This is a genomic window from Nonomuraea cavernae, assembly GCF_014646355.1.
GTDB classification, from domain to species: domain Bacteria; phylum Actinomycetota; class Actinomycetes; order Streptosporangiales; family Streptosporangiaceae; genus Nonomuraea; species Nonomuraea cavernae.
In genome coordinates this window covers 17,514-31,857 of sequence record NZ_BMNH01000035.1, presented here as the reverse complement: position 1 = coordinate 31,857, position 14,344 = coordinate 17,514, and the positions used below count along the sequence as shown (strand labels likewise).

Annotated in this window: 18 protein-coding genes and 1 pseudogene; 15 read left to right on the top strand and 4 right to left on the bottom strand. The window is 69.5% G+C overall.

The genetic code is table 11. The features are described 5' to 3' along the window. Positions 1-4 precede the first annotated feature (4 nt). The 6 genes from IEY82_RS34435 to IEY82_RS34410 all read left to right on the top strand — a co-directional run bounded on the left by IEY82_RS34435 (position 5) and on the right by IEY82_RS34410 (position 4,890). On the top strand, positions 5-1,090 hold the full coding sequence (locus IEY82_RS34435; protein ID WP_189128462.1) for an S-(hydroxymethyl)mycothiol dehydrogenase: 1,086 nt from the start codon (positions 5-7) through the stop codon (positions 1,088-1,090). Beyond that, entirely contained in the window at positions 1,091-1,711 is a 621-nt protein-coding gene (locus IEY82_RS34430) for an MBL fold metallo-hydrolase (RefSeq protein WP_189128461.1), read from the top strand. Between the two features lie 123 nt (positions 1,712-1,834). Then, entirely contained in the window at positions 1,835-2,011 is a 177-nt protein-coding gene (locus tag IEY82_RS34425; RefSeq protein WP_189128460.1) for a (2Fe-2S)-binding protein, read from the top strand. Positions 2,012-2,029: 18 nt separating this feature from the next. After that, positions 2,030-2,524: a bacterioferritin gene (gene bfr / locus IEY82_RS34420; protein ID WP_189128459.1), complete on the top strand. Its 495-nt coding sequence runs from the start codon at positions 2,030-2,032 to the stop codon at positions 2,522-2,524. A 416-nt stretch (positions 2,525-2,940) separates the two neighbouring features. Then, a complete protein-coding gene (locus IEY82_RS34415) occupies positions 2,941-3,609 on the top strand; it encodes a response regulator transcription factor (protein WP_043620820.1) in 669 nt (222 codons plus the stop codon). Positions 3,610-3,612: 3 nt separating this feature from the next. Next, positions 3,613-4,890, top strand: a complete 1,278-nt coding sequence (locus IEY82_RS34410) for an ATP-binding protein (protein ID WP_189128458.1) — start codon at positions 3,613-3,615, stop codon at positions 4,888-4,890. Here the strand turns inward: IEY82_RS34410 and IEY82_RS34405 are convergent. Then, entirely contained in the window at positions 4,874-5,356 is a 483-nt protein-coding gene (locus IEY82_RS34405; protein WP_225264114.1) for a GtrA family protein, read from the bottom strand. The genes IEY82_RS34410 and IEY82_RS34405 overlap by 17 nt on opposite strands. A gap of 180 nt (positions 5,357-5,536) precedes the next feature. Between IEY82_RS34405 and IEY82_RS34400 the strand changes: the two genes are divergently transcribed. Together IEY82_RS34400 and purE are read left to right on the top strand one after the other, a co-directional pair. Beyond that, entirely contained in the window at positions 5,537-6,685 is a 1,149-nt protein-coding gene (locus tag IEY82_RS34400; protein WP_372459756.1) for a 5-(carboxyamino)imidazole ribonucleotide synthase, read from the top strand. Between the two features lie 55 nt (positions 6,686-6,740). After that, the gene (gene purE / locus IEY82_RS34395; RefSeq protein ID WP_189128489.1) at positions 6,741-7,220 is read left to right on the top strand and encodes a 5-(carboxyamino)imidazole ribonucleotide mutase; all 480 of its coding nucleotides are present in this window, start codon (positions 6,741-6,743) and stop codon (positions 7,218-7,220) included. 46 nt (positions 7,221-7,266) lie between these two features. Here the strand turns inward: purE and IEY82_RS34390 are convergent, their stop codons facing one another. After that, entirely contained in the window at positions 7,267-8,580 is a 1,314-nt protein-coding gene (locus tag IEY82_RS34390; protein WP_189128455.1) for a UDP-glucose dehydrogenase family protein, read from the bottom strand. 127 nt (positions 8,581-8,707) lie between these two features. On the opposite strand from IEY82_RS34390, the gene IEY82_RS34385 reads away from it, so the two are divergent. The 6 genes and pseudogenes from IEY82_RS34385 to IEY82_RS34365 all read left to right on the top strand — a co-directional run bounded on the left by IEY82_RS34385 (position 8,708) and on the right by IEY82_RS34365 (position 11,548). After that, on the top strand, positions 8,708-9,871 hold the full coding sequence (locus tag IEY82_RS34385; protein WP_189128454.1) for an acyl-CoA dehydrogenase family protein: 1,164 nt from the start codon (positions 8,708-8,710) through the stop codon (positions 9,869-9,871). Positions 9,872-10,039: 168 nt separating this feature from the next. Further along, on the top strand, positions 10,040-10,315 hold the full coding sequence (locus tag IEY82_RS34380) for a type II toxin-antitoxin system RelE/ParE family toxin (protein ID WP_308016012.1): 276 nt from the start codon (positions 10,040-10,042) through the stop codon (positions 10,313-10,315). Beyond that, positions 10,312-10,458 (top strand): hypothetical protein, encoded by a 147-nt coding sequence (locus IEY82_RS39620; RefSeq protein WP_225264116.1) that lies wholly within the window; start codon positions 10,312-10,314, stop codon positions 10,456-10,458. The genes IEY82_RS34380 and IEY82_RS39620 overlap by 4 nt, the downstream gene beginning before the upstream one ends. Further along, on the top strand, positions 10,455-10,628 hold the full coding sequence (locus tag IEY82_RS39615; RefSeq protein ID WP_225264118.1) for a helix-turn-helix domain-containing protein: 174 nt from the start codon (positions 10,455-10,457) through the stop codon (positions 10,626-10,628). Before IEY82_RS39620 ends, IEY82_RS39615 begins: the two co-directional genes overlap by 4 nt. 66 nt (positions 10,629-10,694) lie before the next feature. Continuing rightward, positions 10,695-10,880, top strand: a pseudogene (locus tag IEY82_RS34370) (hypothetical protein); the annotation flags it as partial. Positions 10,881-10,888: 8 nt separating this feature from the next. Continuing rightward, positions 10,889-11,548, top strand: coding sequence for an HNH endonuclease family protein (locus IEY82_RS34365; protein ID WP_189128453.1), 660 nt, complete (start codon positions 10,889-10,891; stop codon positions 11,546-11,548). 71 nt (positions 11,549-11,619) lie between these two features. Here the strand turns inward: IEY82_RS34365 and IEY82_RS34360 are convergent, their stop codons facing one another. Continuing rightward, complete coding sequence (locus IEY82_RS34360) at positions 11,620-12,765, bottom strand: RNA polymerase sigma factor (RefSeq protein WP_189128488.1); 1,146 nt, start codon at positions 12,763-12,765, stop codon at positions 11,620-11,622. 8 nt (positions 12,766-12,773) lie between these two features. Further along, the gene (locus IEY82_RS34355; RefSeq protein WP_189128452.1) at positions 12,774-13,181 is read right to left on the bottom strand and encodes a YciI family protein; all 408 of its coding nucleotides are present in this window, start codon (positions 13,179-13,181) and stop codon (positions 12,774-12,776) included. A 162-nt stretch (positions 13,182-13,343) separates the two neighbouring features. Here IEY82_RS34355 and IEY82_RS34350 point away from each other — a divergent pair, with 162 nt between their 5' ends. After that, the gene (locus IEY82_RS34350; protein WP_189128451.1) at positions 13,344-14,303 is read left to right on the top strand and encodes a TAXI family TRAP transporter solute-binding subunit; all 960 of its coding nucleotides are present in this window, start codon (positions 13,344-13,346) and stop codon (positions 14,301-14,303) included. Positions 14,304-14,344: the final 41 nt, after the last annotated feature.

Genomic DNA, 14,344 nt, shown 5'->3' with positions numbered 1-14,344 from the left:
TGCCATGCCGTACGAAGTGCAGGGCGTCATCGCCCGAGGTAAAGGCCAGGAAGTGTCAGTCGAGACGGTGATCGTGCCCGATCCCGGACCGGGCGAGGCGGTCGTCTCCGTCCAGGCCTGCGGGGTCTGTCACACCGACCTCCACTACCGCGAGGGCGGCATCAGCGACGACTTCCCGTTCCTGCTCGGGCACGAGGCGGCCGGCGTGGTCGAGGCGGTCGGCGAGGGCGTCACCGAGGTCGAGCCGGGCGACTTCGTGATCCTCAACTGGCGGGCCGTGTGCGGTCAGTGCCGCGCCTGCCTGCGCGGACGCCCCTGGTACTGCTTCAACACCCACAACGCCGCCCAGAAGATGACGCTGAGCGACGGCACCGAGCTCTCGCCGGCCCTGGGCATCGGCGCGTTCCTGGGCAAGACCCTGGTCGCCGCCGGACAGTGCACCAAGGTGTCGGCCGACGCCCCCGCCGAGGTGGCCGGGCTGCTCGGCTGCGGTGTCATGGCCGGTCTCGGCGCCGCGCTCAACACCGGCGACATCACGCGCGGCGACACGGTGGCCGTCATCGGCTGCGGCGGGGTCGGCGACGCCGCCGTGCTCGGCGCCTCCCTGGCCGGCGCGTCGAAGATCATCGCCGTCGACGTCGACGACCGCAAGCTCGAATGGGCGCGCGACTTCGGCGCCACCGACACGGTCAACTCCCGCGCCAACGACCCCGTCGAGGCCATCCGCGACCTCACCGGCGGGTTCGGCGCCGACGTGGTCATCGAGGCCGTGGGCCGTCCCGAGACCTACCGGCAGGCCTTCTACGCCCGCGACCTGGCGGGCACGGTGGTCCTGGTCGGCGTGCCGACTCCGGAGATGAAGCTGGAGCTGCCCCTGCTCGACGTGTTCGGCCGCGGCGGCTCGCTCAAGTCCTCCTGGTACGGCGACTGCCTGCCGTCCCGTGACTTCCCGATGCTGATCGACCTGTTCCTGCAGGGCCGGCTCCCGCTCGACAGGTTCGTCACCGAGACGATCGAGCTCGGCCAGGTCGAGGAGGCGTTCGCCAAGATGCACCGCGGCGACGTCCTGCGCTCGGTGGTGATCCTCTAGATGCTCGACAGGGTCATCACCTCGGGAACGTTCTCGCTCGACGGCGGCACGTGGGACGTCGACAACAACGTCTGGGTGGTCGGCGACGCCCGCGAGGTCATCGTGGTCGACGCCGCGCACGACGCGCGGGCGATCGCCGACCGCGTGGGCGGGCGGACGGTCAAGGCCATCGTCTGCACCCACGCGCACAACGACCACATCAACGCCGCCGCCGAGCTCGCCGACCTCACCGGCGCGCCGATCCTGCTGCACCCGGCCGACCAGGTGCTGTGGGAGCAGGTGTACGACGACACGGTCCCGTACCAACCGCTGAGCGACGGCGAGAAGATCGAGGTCGGCGGGATCTCGCTGGAGGTGCTGCACACCCCGGGCCACGCGCCGGGCGCCGTCTGCCTGTACGCCCCCGAGTCCGGCACGGTGTTCAGCGGCGACACGCTGTTCAAGGGCGGTCCCGGCGCGACCGGGCGGTCCCACTCCTCGTTCGAGCAGATCATCGAGTCGATCCGGGAGCGGCTGCTGGTGCTGCCCGGCGAGACCGTGGTGCACACCGGCCACGGCGACTCCACCACGATCAGGGCCGAGGCCCCGCATCTTGAGGAGTGGATCGCCCGAGGGCACTGAAGTCTGCCGGGGGAGCATGACCTGTGTGGCGCAGGTCACATAGGCAAGCCTTACCGAAGTGGGTTATCTTAGGCATGCCTAACCTTCGTTGGGTGCTTCCTTCGCTTGAGAGGCTCTCCCGGGATGTACGTCTGCGTGTGTCGTGCCGTGACCGAGAACGATGTGCACGACTGCATCGCGGCAGGCGCCCGGAGCGCTCGCCAGGTTCGCGACACCACGGGCGCCGGCGGGGACTGTGCCACTTGTGTCCGGAAGATCTGTGCGATCCTGAAGCGGTCTGAAGAACTGACGACCGCTTAACCGCAGGGGGCCCGTTCCATGCAGGGCGACAAGCAGATCATTGAGCTGCTCAACGAGCAGTTGACAGCTGAGCTGACCGCGATCAACCAGTACTTCCTGCACGCCAAGATGCAGGAGAACTGGGGCTACACCAAGCTGGCGAAGCACACCCGCGACGAGTCGTTCGACGAGATGCGCCACGCCGAGCGCCTCACCGACCGCATTCTCTTTCTGGAGGGGCTGCCCAACTACCAGCGACTCGGCACGCTGCACATCGGGCAGACGGTCGAGGAGCAGCTGAGGGCCGATCTCGACGTCGAGCTCGCGGTGGTGCGGCGGTTGCGGCCGGCCATCGCGTTGATGCGGGAGAAGGGCGACATCACCTCGGCCCGGATCTTCGAGGAGATCCTGGCCGACGAGGAAGAGCACATCGACTACCTGGAGACCGAGCTCGGCCTCATCCAGGCGCTGGGTGAGCAGCTCTACCTCGCCCGCTACGCGGACACGTCGGCCAAGGAGTTCCTGGACGCCTAGGACTCGGGGCGCCTAGGACTCTCGGGACGACTAAGACTCACACCCTCAGGACTTCCAGGACTTCCAGGACTGGCCAGACTGCCAGGACTCCAGAGCGACTCTCACGACACGCGACGCGCCTGCCGGACCGATTCCGGCGGGCGCTCGCGTTTTCCCTGCGCGAGATGTCCCGGAGCAAGCCATTCCACCGCGCGTCATTTCCCCGCGAAACGTTCCGACGCGACACGCCGAACGGCGCATGGGTTTCTTTGAACACGCCAGGGTCGAGTTTCGCCTTTCATCCCGGCAGTCACGGTAATTTAAGCCGGACTAACTGATGTTTATCATCGTTTGCCCAGGTCAATGGATAGGTCAACGACGAGTCAAACCGTGCGCTGTACCCGGGAAACGATCGCCTAAGGTCCTACGATCGCTTCATGACCTGCGTACTTCTCGCCGAGGATGACACCTCGATTTCCGAGCCGCTCGCGCGCGCACTGCGCCGTGAGGGCTATCAGGTTGAGGTGAGCCCCGACGGCCCGCAGGCCCTCGAAAGGGCTCTGTCGGGGGGCATCGACCTCATCGTTCTCGACCTCGGTCTGCCAGAAATGGACGGCTTGGAGGTCGCTCGCCGGATCCGCGCCGAAGGGCACGGCACTCCGGTTCTCATACTCACCGCCCGCGTCGACGAGGTTGACACGGTCGTCGGTCTCGACGCCGGCGCGGACGACTACGTCACCAAACCCTTCCGGCTGGCCGAGCTGCTCGCCCGCGTGCGCGCGCTGCTGCGGCGCGGCACGTCGGAGACCCCGGTCGTGCAGGGCGTCCGCATCGACGCCGACTCCCGGCGCGCCTGGATGGGGGAGAAGGAGCTGCATCTCACGACCAAGGAGTTCGACCTGCTCCGCGTGCTGGTCCGTGACGCGGGCAAGGTGGTCACCCGAGAACAGATCATGCGCGAGGTGTGGGACACCAACTGGTGGGGTTCCACCAAGACACTCGACATGCACATCTCCTGGTTGCGCCGCAAACTCGGCGACGACGCCGCGAAACCTCGCTACATCACCACGGTCCGAGGGGTCGGCTTCAGGTTCGAGCGCGAGTAGGAGATGCGCCGCCGCCTGCTCTCCTCAACCCTGGTCGTCGCGGTCATCGCGGTCCTGTTGCTGGGGGTCCCCCTGGGCATCGTGGTCAGCCGCCTGATCCTCGAGGAGGCGGCCCAGGAGCTCAGGGCGGATGCGACCCGCCTGGTGGGGGAAGTCGAGTATGCCCGCATCCAGGAGACGCCGCTGGACCCCCAGCAGCTCGAACAGAAATATCCAGGCCGCTACATCCAGATCTACGAACGCGCGAACCCTCCCAAGGCGACCATCGTCGGCACCTCGCCGCCGACCGGCCGGCAGATGGCCGAGGACGCACAGTCCGAGAACGGCATCTACGTCCGGGTCAGTCGTGACAGGGCCCAGGTCGAGCAGGACGTCCGAGCACGCCTGCTGCTGATCGTGGCCCTGGCCGGCGCGGCGCTCGCCGTCGCGGTGGGGCTGGCCATCGTGCAGTCACGCCGCCTCACGCTGCCCCTGCAGGACCTGGCGAAGATCGCCGACCGGCTCGGCTCCGGTGACGCGCGGCCGAGCCGTCACCGCTACGGCATCCCCGAGCTCGACCGGGTGGCAGAGGTCCTCGACCGGAGCGCCACCCGCATCTCCGATCTGCTCACCCGCGAACGAGAGTTCGCCACCGACGCCTCCCACCAGTTGCGCACCCCGCTGACCGGGCTGACCATGCGCCTGGAGGAGATCGTCGCGGCCTCCGAGGAGCCCGACGTCGTCCGCGAAGAGGGCGAGGCCGCCATCGTGCAGGCCGAACGGCTCACCGCGGTGATCGACGAGCTGCTCGCCGCGGCCCGCCGTCAGCGCCACGCCCAGGCCGAGCCCATCTGCATCGACGAGGTCATCGACCAGCAGATCATCGAATGGGAGCCGGTCTTCCGGGGAGTGGGCCGCCGCCTGATGCTCCAGGGCACTCGGGAGCTGAAGGCACTGGCCACCACGGGCGGATTCGGTCAGGTCATCGCCACGCTGCTGGAAAACTCCGTCCGCCACGGCGGCGGCACGGTCACCATAACCACCACGAGTGGCGACAACTACATCGTGATCGAGGTGGCCGACGAGGGGCCCGGCATCTCCGACGACATCGCGCCCAAGGTCTTCGAGCGCAACATCAGCGGCGGCGGTGGCACCGGGCTGGGGCTGACGCTCGCCCGCGCGCTGGCCGCCGCCGACGGCGGCCGTCTCGAACTCGTCCGCCGCCGCCCCGCCACGTTCGCGATCTTCCTGCGTCCGGCCGAGCAGAACGAACGGACCCGCGTCGTCAGCGGTCCTGCCTGACATCGGCCTCGGGCAGCTCGGCCGGGATCGGCGTGGTCGCCTCCAGGAACACCCACTTCTTGTACGACCAGAAGCGGAACAACGTGCCGAGGCCGACGCCCACGAAGTTGGCGATGTTGAGGCTCAGCGGGTCGTCCAGGTGCAGGGTGTACTTGGTGAATCCGATCACCAGCAGCCCGAACAGCAGCGCGATGCCGTTGAGCAGGAAGAACAGGAAGTATTCGCGGCCCAGGCCGCTCTGCTCGCGGTGCCTGAACGTCCAGAACCTGTTGCCCAGGTAGGCGAACGTCGCCGCGATGATCGTGGCCAGCACCTTGGACGTCAGCGGGCCCAGGTCGACCACCAGCAGGAACACGTTGTACATGCCCGTGTCGACGACGAAAGCCAGGGCACCGATGGTGCCGAACTTGGTCAGCTCACGCAGCAGGGCCGAGAACCGCTGGTAGAGGGGCCTTATGAAGTCCACGTCTCCTGGTCGGTCCTTCCTGTCCATGGTGCATATGGGGCATGACCTACCCAGCGTACTGGCCACCATCGCGCCCGAGGGCAAGCCCGCTGAGATCGCCGCCGCGACTGCCCCGTCCTGTGCCGCTGAACAGGGACGCGACGGATGAGAAGCCATTTCGCCCCGGTAAGCTCACGAGCCGTGAGTTCATACAGTCCCATCGGGCCGGTCGTCGGCGTGGTCGGCGCCGGCCAACTGGCCAGGATGACGCAGCAGCCCGCCATCGCGCTCGGCGTCGAGCTGCGGGTGCTCGCCGCCGCTCCGGACGAGAGCGCCGCCCGGGTGATCGTCGACACCCGGATCGGCGACTACCGCGACCTGGCCGACCTGCGCGCGTTCGCCCAGGGCTGCGACGCGATCACGTTCGACCACGAACACGTGCCGACCGAGCACATCCGGGCGCTAGCCGCCGACGGCGTCGCGGTGCGTCCCGGCGCCGACGCGCTGGTGCACGCCCAGGACAAGGCGGTCATGCGCGAGCGGCTGACCTCCTTCGGCGCCCCCTGTCCCGCCTGGGCCCGAGTGTCCGGCGTCGAGGACGTCACCCGTTTCGCCGCCGAACACGGCTGGCCGGTGGTGCTGAAGGCGATCCGGGGCGGCTACGACGGGCGCGGCGTATGGGTCTGCCACTCGGCCGCCGACGCCGAGGTCGCCTTCGAGTCGGGGGTGCCGCTGCTGGCCGAGGCTTTCGTGCCGTTCGAGCGGGAGCTGGCCGTGCTGGTAACGCGCTCACCCCACGGGCAGGGCGTCAGCTACCCGGTCGTGGAGACCGTGCAGCGTGACGGCATCTGCGTCGAGGTGCTCGCGCCCGCCCCCGGTCTCGACCCGGAGGACGCCGCGCAGGCCCAGCGCATCGCGCTGGAGATCGCCCAGAAGCTCGGCGTGACGGGGCTGCTGGCGGTGGAGATGTTCCAGACGGCCGGCGGGATGGTGGTCAACGAGCTGGCGATGCGGCCCCACAACAGCGGCCACTGGACGATCGAGGGCGCCAACACCTCGCAGTTCGAGCAGCATCTGCGGGCGGTGCTCGACCTGCCGCTCGGCTCGCCGGCGATGACCGCGCCCGTCGTCGTGATGGCCAACCTGCTCGGCGGTGACGATCCCGACCTGTTCAAGCGCTACGAACACGTGATGGCCCACGACCCGGGCGTCAAGCTGCACTTCTACGGCAAGGAGGTGCGGCCGGGCCGCAAGATCGGCCACGTGACCGCCCTCGGCGACGACCTCGAGACCGTACGCGCCCGCGCCCGGCACGCCGCCGTCTACCTGACCACCGGAGAATACTCGTGACGATCCCCACCCCCGCTCCGGCGGCGAAGGAGGCGGCGTGACCATCGGCATCGTGATGGGCAGCGACTCCGACTGGCCCGTGATGAAGGCGGCGGCCGAGGCTGTCGCCGAGTTCGGCGTGCCGTTCGAGGCCGACGTGGTCTCGGCGCACCGGATGCCGCTCGAAATGATCGAGTACGGCCGGCAGGCCGCGTCCCGGGGCATCAAGGTGATCATCGCCGGGGCCGGGGGCGCGGCGCACCTGCCCGGGATGCTGGCCTCGGTGACCCCGCTGCCCGTCATCGGGGTGCCGGTGCCGCTCAAGTACCTCGACGGGATGGACTCCCTGCTGTCGATCGTGCAGATGCCGGCCGGGGTGCCGGTGGCGACCGTGGCCGTGGGCGGGGCTCGCAACGCGGGGCTGCTGGCCGTACGGATCCTGGGGGTGTCCGACGAGGGGCTGCGTGAGCGCATGGCGGGCTTCCAGGAGGACCTGAAGGCCCAGGCCCACGCCAAGGGCGAGCGGCTCCGCGCGGAGGCGGCGAGCCTGGACTGACACCCTGCGCGCGGGACCGCGTTGGGGCAGGGGTTACGCGGGCTGATTACGGGCGGCCGAGGGCGCGGTAGTGCCAGCCGGCGGATCGCCAGGTCTCGGCGTTGAGCGCGTTGCGGCCGTCGACGATCTTGCGGGTGGCGACGGCCTGCCCCAGCACCTCGGGGTCGAGCTCGACGAACTCGGGCCACTCCGTGAGCAGCAGCACGACGTTCGCGCCGCGGACCGCCTCCAGCGCCGAGGCGCCGTAGCGGAGCTCGGGGTGCGCCTTGCGGGCGTTGTCGAGCGCGATCGGGTCGTAGACAGTGACCTGCCCGCCCTGATGCCCTATGGTGACCGCCACGTCGAGCGCGGGCGAGTCGCGGATGTCGTCGGAGTTGGGCTTGAACGCCGCTCCGAGGACGCCCACCGTACAGCCCTGGAAGGAGCCGCCCGCCAGCTCGCGCGCCAGGTCGACCATGCGGGCACGGCGGCGCATGTTGATCGCGTCCACCTCGCGCAGGAACGTCAGCGCCTGGTCGGCGCCCAACTCGCCCGCGCGCGCCATGAACGCCCTGATGTCCTTGGGCAGGCAGCCGCCGCCGAACCCGAGCCCGGCGTTGAGAAACCGGCCGCCGATGCGGTCGTCGTAGGACAGGGCCTCCGACAGCTGCTTGACGTCGGCGTGCGCGGCCTCGCAGACCTCGGCCATGGCGTTGATGAAGGAGATCTTGGTGGCCAGGAAGGCGTTGGCCGCGGTCTTGACCAGCTCGGCGGTCGCGAAGTCGGTGACCACGATCGGCACCTCGCCCAGCGGCTGGTACACCTCCCGCAGCACCTTCTCCGCCCGCTCCGACCGGACGCCGATCACGATGCGGTCGGGGTTGAGGGTGTCCTTCACGGCGAAGCCCTCGCGGAGAAACTCGGGGTTCCAGGCCAGCTCGGGCTGGACGCCGTCAGGAGCGAGCCGGGCGAGCTTGTCGGCCAGGCGGCCCGCGGTGCCGACGGGCACGGTCGACTTGCCGACCACCAGGCATTCGCGGCCGAGGTACGGGGCCAGCGACTCGATCGCGGCGTCCATGTACGAGACGTCGGCGGCGTACTCGCCCTGCTTCTGCGGGGTGCCGACGCAGACGAAGTGCACGTCGCCGAACGCGCCCACTTCCTCGTAGGAGGTGGTGAAGCGGAGGCGGCCGGACTCGAGGCCGCGACGCAGCACGGCTTCCAGGCCGGGCTCGTGGATCGGCAGCTCACCGTTGTTGAGACGGCGGATCTTGTCGGCGTCGATGTCGAGGCCCAGGACGTCGAAGCCGAGATCCGCCATGCACGCCGCGTGTGTGATGCCCAGATAACCGGTCCCGATCACCGTGAGGCGATATGGCACGAGTGAGCTCCTTTCGATCGCCAGGGCATGCTACCGGGCCCCCGCTACACCGTTCTGTGCCACCTGGCGTTTTGGGCAAACCGTACCCAGTGGTAGCAAGATGCTCGGACGTCCTAGTATCTGGGGTATGGACTTTCCTCTGTACGCACCTGCTGAGGAGCATGATCTGCTCCGTGAGACGGTCAGGGCGCTGGCCGACGAGAAGATCGCCCCGCATGCGGCGGAGGCGGACGAGACCGGGGAGTTTCCCTGGGAGGTCTACAAGGCCCTGGTGGCCTCCGACCTGCACGCGGTGCACGTGCCGGAGGTGTACGGCGGTGCGGGTGCGGACGCGCTGGCAGCGGTGATCGTGATCGAGGAGGTGGCGCGCGCGTGCGCGTCCTCGTCGCTGATCCCGGCGGTCAACAAGCTGGGCACCGTGCCGCTGCTGCTGTCGGCCTCCGAGGAGGTCAAGCGGCGCTACCTGGAGCCGGTGGCGCGCGGTGAGGCGATGTTCTCGTACGCGCTGTCGGAGCCGGAGGCCGGTTCGGACGCGGCGGCGATGAAGACCCGCGCGGTGCGCGACGGCGATGACTACGTGCTCAACGGCGTCAAGATGTGGATCACCAACGCCGGGGTGTCGGACTACTACACGGTGATGGCGGTCACCGACCCGGCCGCCGGGGCGCGGGGCATCTCCGCGTTCGTGGTGGAGAAGGCCGACACCGGGGTGTCGTTCGGGCCCAAGGAGCGCAAGCTGGGCATCAAGGGCTCGCCGACCCGCCAGGTGATCCTGGAGGACGTGCGGATCCCGGCCTGGCGGATGATCGGCGAGCCGGGCACGGGGTTCAAGACCGCGCTGGCCACCCTCGACCACACCCGCATCACGATTGCCGCCCAGGCGCTGGGCATCGCACAGGGCGCGCTCGACTACGCGATCGGCTACGTCAAGGAGCGCCGCCAGTTCGGCAAGCCGGTCGCCGACTTCCAGGGCGTGCAGTTCATGCTGGCCGACATGGCGATGAAGCTGGAGGCGGCCCGTCAGCTGACCTACCACGCCGCGGCCAAGTCCGAGCTGGCCATGCACGGCAAGCCGCAGAAGGACCTGACGTTCCTGTCCAGCGCGGCCAAGTGCGCCGCCTCCGACGCCGCCATGGACATCACCACCGACGCCGTCCAGTTGCTCGGCGGCTACGGCTACACCCAGGACTTCCCGGTCGAACGGATGATGCGCGACGCCAAGATCACCCAGATCTACGAGGGCACCAACCAGATCCAGCGCATGGTGATGGCTCGGCAGTTGCTCAAGTAGGCGTTGACCAGCGAAAACCCCGCCTGCCGGTCGCCGGAGGCGGGGTTTCTTATGCCGTGAACTCGGTCGAAATACTGCGGTAGGTGGCCGACGAATGGGACGTCTACCTCGTCGACGAGGTGCGCCGAATGGATCGAGCAACTCGACGACGCGACGCATAAGCGTGTCGTGCAAGCGATTGATCTGCTTGCTGAAGGAGGGCCAGGTCTGGGGCGGCCGCTGGTCGATACCATCACCGCTTCACGCCTGCAGAACTTGAAGGAGCTACGGCCGGGGACAGTGCGGATCTTGTTTGCCTTCGATCCATGGCGATCCAGCATCCTGCTGGTCGCGGGTGATAAGGCCGGGCGGTGGAACACCTGGTACAGGCAGGCCATCCCGATCGCCGAGCAGCGCTACGAGGTGTACATGAAGGAACGGCAGGCGGAGGAGGGCGGATCGTGACGAGATATGCGCGCTGGAAGGACATCCGTACTGAGCACGTCGAACGTGCCGGCGGCGAGGAAGCCGTGGAGGTGGGCAAGCGGGAACTCCTCGCCAAGGTGCAAGGACACCGGCTTGCCGAGATCCGCCGTAGTCGGGGATGACCCAGCAGGACATCGCACAGCGCATGGGGGTCACCAAGGGCCGCGTTTCGCAGATCGAGCAGGGCAAGATCTCCGGACAGGACGTTCTCGCCCGGTACGCCACTGCTCTCGGCGGTCAGCTCCATCAGTCGATCTACTTCGACGATGGGGACATCGCAGCCATTGCCTGAGATGTGGGCGAGACGCCGAGAAATCCTGCGGTTTGAGGGGGAGTCGCACGCGTCTGTCGACACGCATCCGCCCAAGCCCGCTGGCGCGCGGTCAACGCACCCCACCTGGTCGCCCTCGTTCGCGTCGGAGCGGTCTTCACCAACGGGAAACCCCTCGAACGTCCCGACGACTTGGCCGAAGACGGCGGGAGCCAGCCACAGCCCGTAATCCCTGGAGGCCGCCGTCGTGAACGGGGATGTCGCTGGGTATAGGCGCAGTCATGATCTACCTGAGGCGGGCAGCTCACGTCGCCGTACTCACTCTCGTGGCCCTCCCGATCACCGCCGTCCTCACCACCTCGCAGGCGGCGGCCGAACCGCGCAAGCGATCACAGGCCCAGGCCGCAGCCCTCGCCCGGCTCAGGCTGGCCCAGCTCAACGTTGCCAGGCCCTTATCGATCCGCGGCTACAGCCGCAAGCGGTTCCAGCCTCGATGGGCGCAGTACAAGGGCGCGTGCGACGTCCGCGAAGCGGTCCTGGTCCGCGACGGGCGGCGGGTACGCCGCAACGCCGCCTGCCACCCGGTCAAGGGCCTCTGGTACAGCCCGTACGACGGCAAGTGGCTGAGAAGCGAGAAGCACGTGGACGTCGACCACGTGGTGCCGCTCGCCTACGCCTGGCGCTCGGGGGCCAAGCGATGGAGCCAGGCCAAGCGGCGCGCCTTCGCCAACGACCTGACCCGCCCCGAACTCCTCACCGTCAGCCACTCCGCCAACATCGCCAAGGGCGGCCAGGGCCCGCAGAGCTGGCGCCCGCAACGCCGCGCCCACTGGTGCCAGTACGCGACCTCATGGATCAGCGTGAAACACCACTACCGGCTCTTCGTGACCCGCAAGGAGAAGGTGGCCCTGCTCAACATGCTCCGCACCTGCCGTAGGTAGCGTTCCCGGCGATCCGCCGTGGAACGTACCAACCGTTCACGTGCCGCACCGGGTCGCGCGAGCGCGGCCCGTCAGCGAGACCGGCGGGTGTTGAGCCGGGCGGCCTGGCGCGTCAGGTGGTCGCGCTCGGCGAGGTTGGGTGCCTTCTGGGCCGCCTCGGCGTACAGCCGTGCCGCCGTCGCCAGGTCGCCGTCGCGCTCGTGGAGGTAGGCCGCCACCGCCGCGTGGCGGGGCAGCGAGGTGTCCAGCGCCGCGAGCGCCGTCAGGCCGGCGCGCGGGCCGTCGGCCTCGCCGACGGCGACCGCGCGGTTGAGCCGGACGACCGGGCTGTCGGTCAGGCGCGTGAGCTCGTCGTACCACTCGACGATCTGCACCCAGTCGGTCTCCTCGGCGGTGGGCGCGTCGGCGTGGAGTGCCGCGATGGCGGCCTGGGCCTGGAACTCGCCCAGCCGGTCGCGGGCGAGGGCCGCCTGCAGGATGTCGACGCCCTCGGCGATCGACTCGGTGTCCCACCGGCCGCGGTCCTGCTCGGCGAGCGGCACCAGGCTGCCGTCGGGGGCGGTCCGGGCGGCGCGCCGGGCGTGGTGGAGCAGCATGAGGGCGAGCAGTCCTGCCACCTCGGGGTGGTCGATCGCGGCCGCGAGCTGCCGGGTGAGCCGGATGGCCTCGGCGGCGAGGTCGACGTCGCCGGAGTAGCCCTCGTTGAAGACCAGGTAGAGGACGCGCAGCACGGTGGCGACGTCGCCGGGCTGGTCGAACCGCACGCCGGAGACGGTGCGCTTGGCCCGGCTGATGCGCTGCGCCATGGTCGCCTCGGGCACCAGGTAGGCCTGGGCGATCTGGCGGGTGGTCAGCCCGCCGACGGCGCGCAGCGTGAGCGCGACCGCAGACGACGGCGTCAGCGACGGATGGGCGCACAGGAAGTAGAGCTGGAGCGTGTCGTCCACCGTGGGCGCGGGCCCGGGGGGCGGCTCCTCGTCGACGAGGTCCTCACGCCGGCGGCGCGCGGCGTCCGCCCGTGTCGCGTCGAGGAACCGGCGCCAGGCCACGGTGACCAGCCAGCCCTTCGGGTCCTGCGGCAGGTCGGCCGGCCAGACGCGGATCGCCTCGACCAGCGCGTCCTGCAAGGCGTCCTCGGCCGCGGCGAAGTCGGCTCCGCGGCGGACGAGGATCGCGAGCACGCTCGGCGTGAGGCTCCGGAGCAGGATCTCGTTCACCCGGGAGGTCACTCCGTGATGGTGGGGGGCTCGGCCATGAACGGGCGCACCTCGAGCCACTCGTGGATCGGCTTCCCGCCCGCCCCGGGGGCGGCCGACAGGTCCCCGGCCAGCTCGACGGCACGCTCGTGGCTGTCGACGTCGATCACCATCCAGCCGGCGATGAGGTCCTTGGTCTCGGCGAATGGGCCGTCGGTGACCGGCGGGCGACCCTCGCCGTCGTACCGGACGAACATCCCCTCGGGGGCGAGCGCCTGACTGTCGACGAACTCGCCGGTCTCCTCCAGCCGGGCCGCGAAGTCGTTCATGTACTGCATATGGGCCGAGATCTCCTCCGGCGTCCACTGGTCCATGGGCACGTCGTTGACCGGCGCCGGGGCGCCGCGGTAGTGCTTGAGCAGCAAATACTTGGCCATCGTGTTCCTCCTCGGTGCTGGCGCGACCCATTGTGGTCGCCTCATCGCGGGGACGGAGCCGGTCACGGATTCTCGACATCGCCGCAGCGACCGAGCAGCCGAAAGTCCTCCCGCGCGGTCGGCCGAACAGAAGACCGGGGCTGCCGTACGTATCATCTCGGCATGGTGCCGAACCTGGGGCTACGGCTCAGCCGGCGAGCGGTGCTCCTGGCCGCCGGAGGGCTGCTCGCCGGGTGCTCCCAGCAGCCCGAGGTCGACAGGGTTCAGCTGCGACTGGCCACCGGGCCGGCGGGGGCGGTGTACCGGCGCATCGGCGGCGCGCTGGCCCAGCACATCTCCGAGCAGGTGCCGGGCGCCGCGGTGATCACCGTGCCGAGCGGGGCGTCCACCGACAACATCCGGATGCTGCGGGCCGGCGAGGTGCACCTGGGGCTGACCAGCCTGGACGCGCTGATCACGAGCGACGGCAGCGCGCCCGAGGGGCTCTCGGCGATATGCCGGCTCTACGACAGTCACCTGCATCTGGTGGTCATGGCGGGTTCCGCGATCGACGAGTTCCGGGACCTCACGGGCAGGCGAATATCGCTGGGCGCCCGCGACTCGGGTACGGAGTTCACGTCGCTTCGGGTCATGGAACTCGGCATGGTGCGGGCCGACGGCCGGTACCTCAGTCAGGCCGAGTCGGCGGCGGCGCTGCGCGACGGCGAGATCGACGCGATGTTCTCCCTGACCGGCGTCCCGACACCGGCCATCACTGAGCTGGCGCAGCGGCACCCGATCCGGCTGATCCCGTTGGACGCGCAGGCGGACGCGCTCTTCACGGCGTTCCCGGGCCCCTATGCTCCGGCCATGATCCCCGCGACCGCCTACGCCGACGTGCCGGCCACCCGCACCGTGGCTGTGCCGAACGTGCTGCTCGGGCGCAACGACCTGCCCGACGACCTGGTCTACGCCATCACCGACACGATCTTCACGCACACCCGCGCGATCATCTCCGCCGGCCGTGACGAGGCCGAGGACGTTCCCGAAGCGTGGCAGATCAACGTGCGTACCGGGATCTCCACCGCGTCGGTGCCGCTCCACCCCGGCGCGGCCGCCTGGTTCCACGACCGCAAGCGCTGACCCGGGACAGCGGATAGGCCGGTGGCAGAGCCTGAGACGGG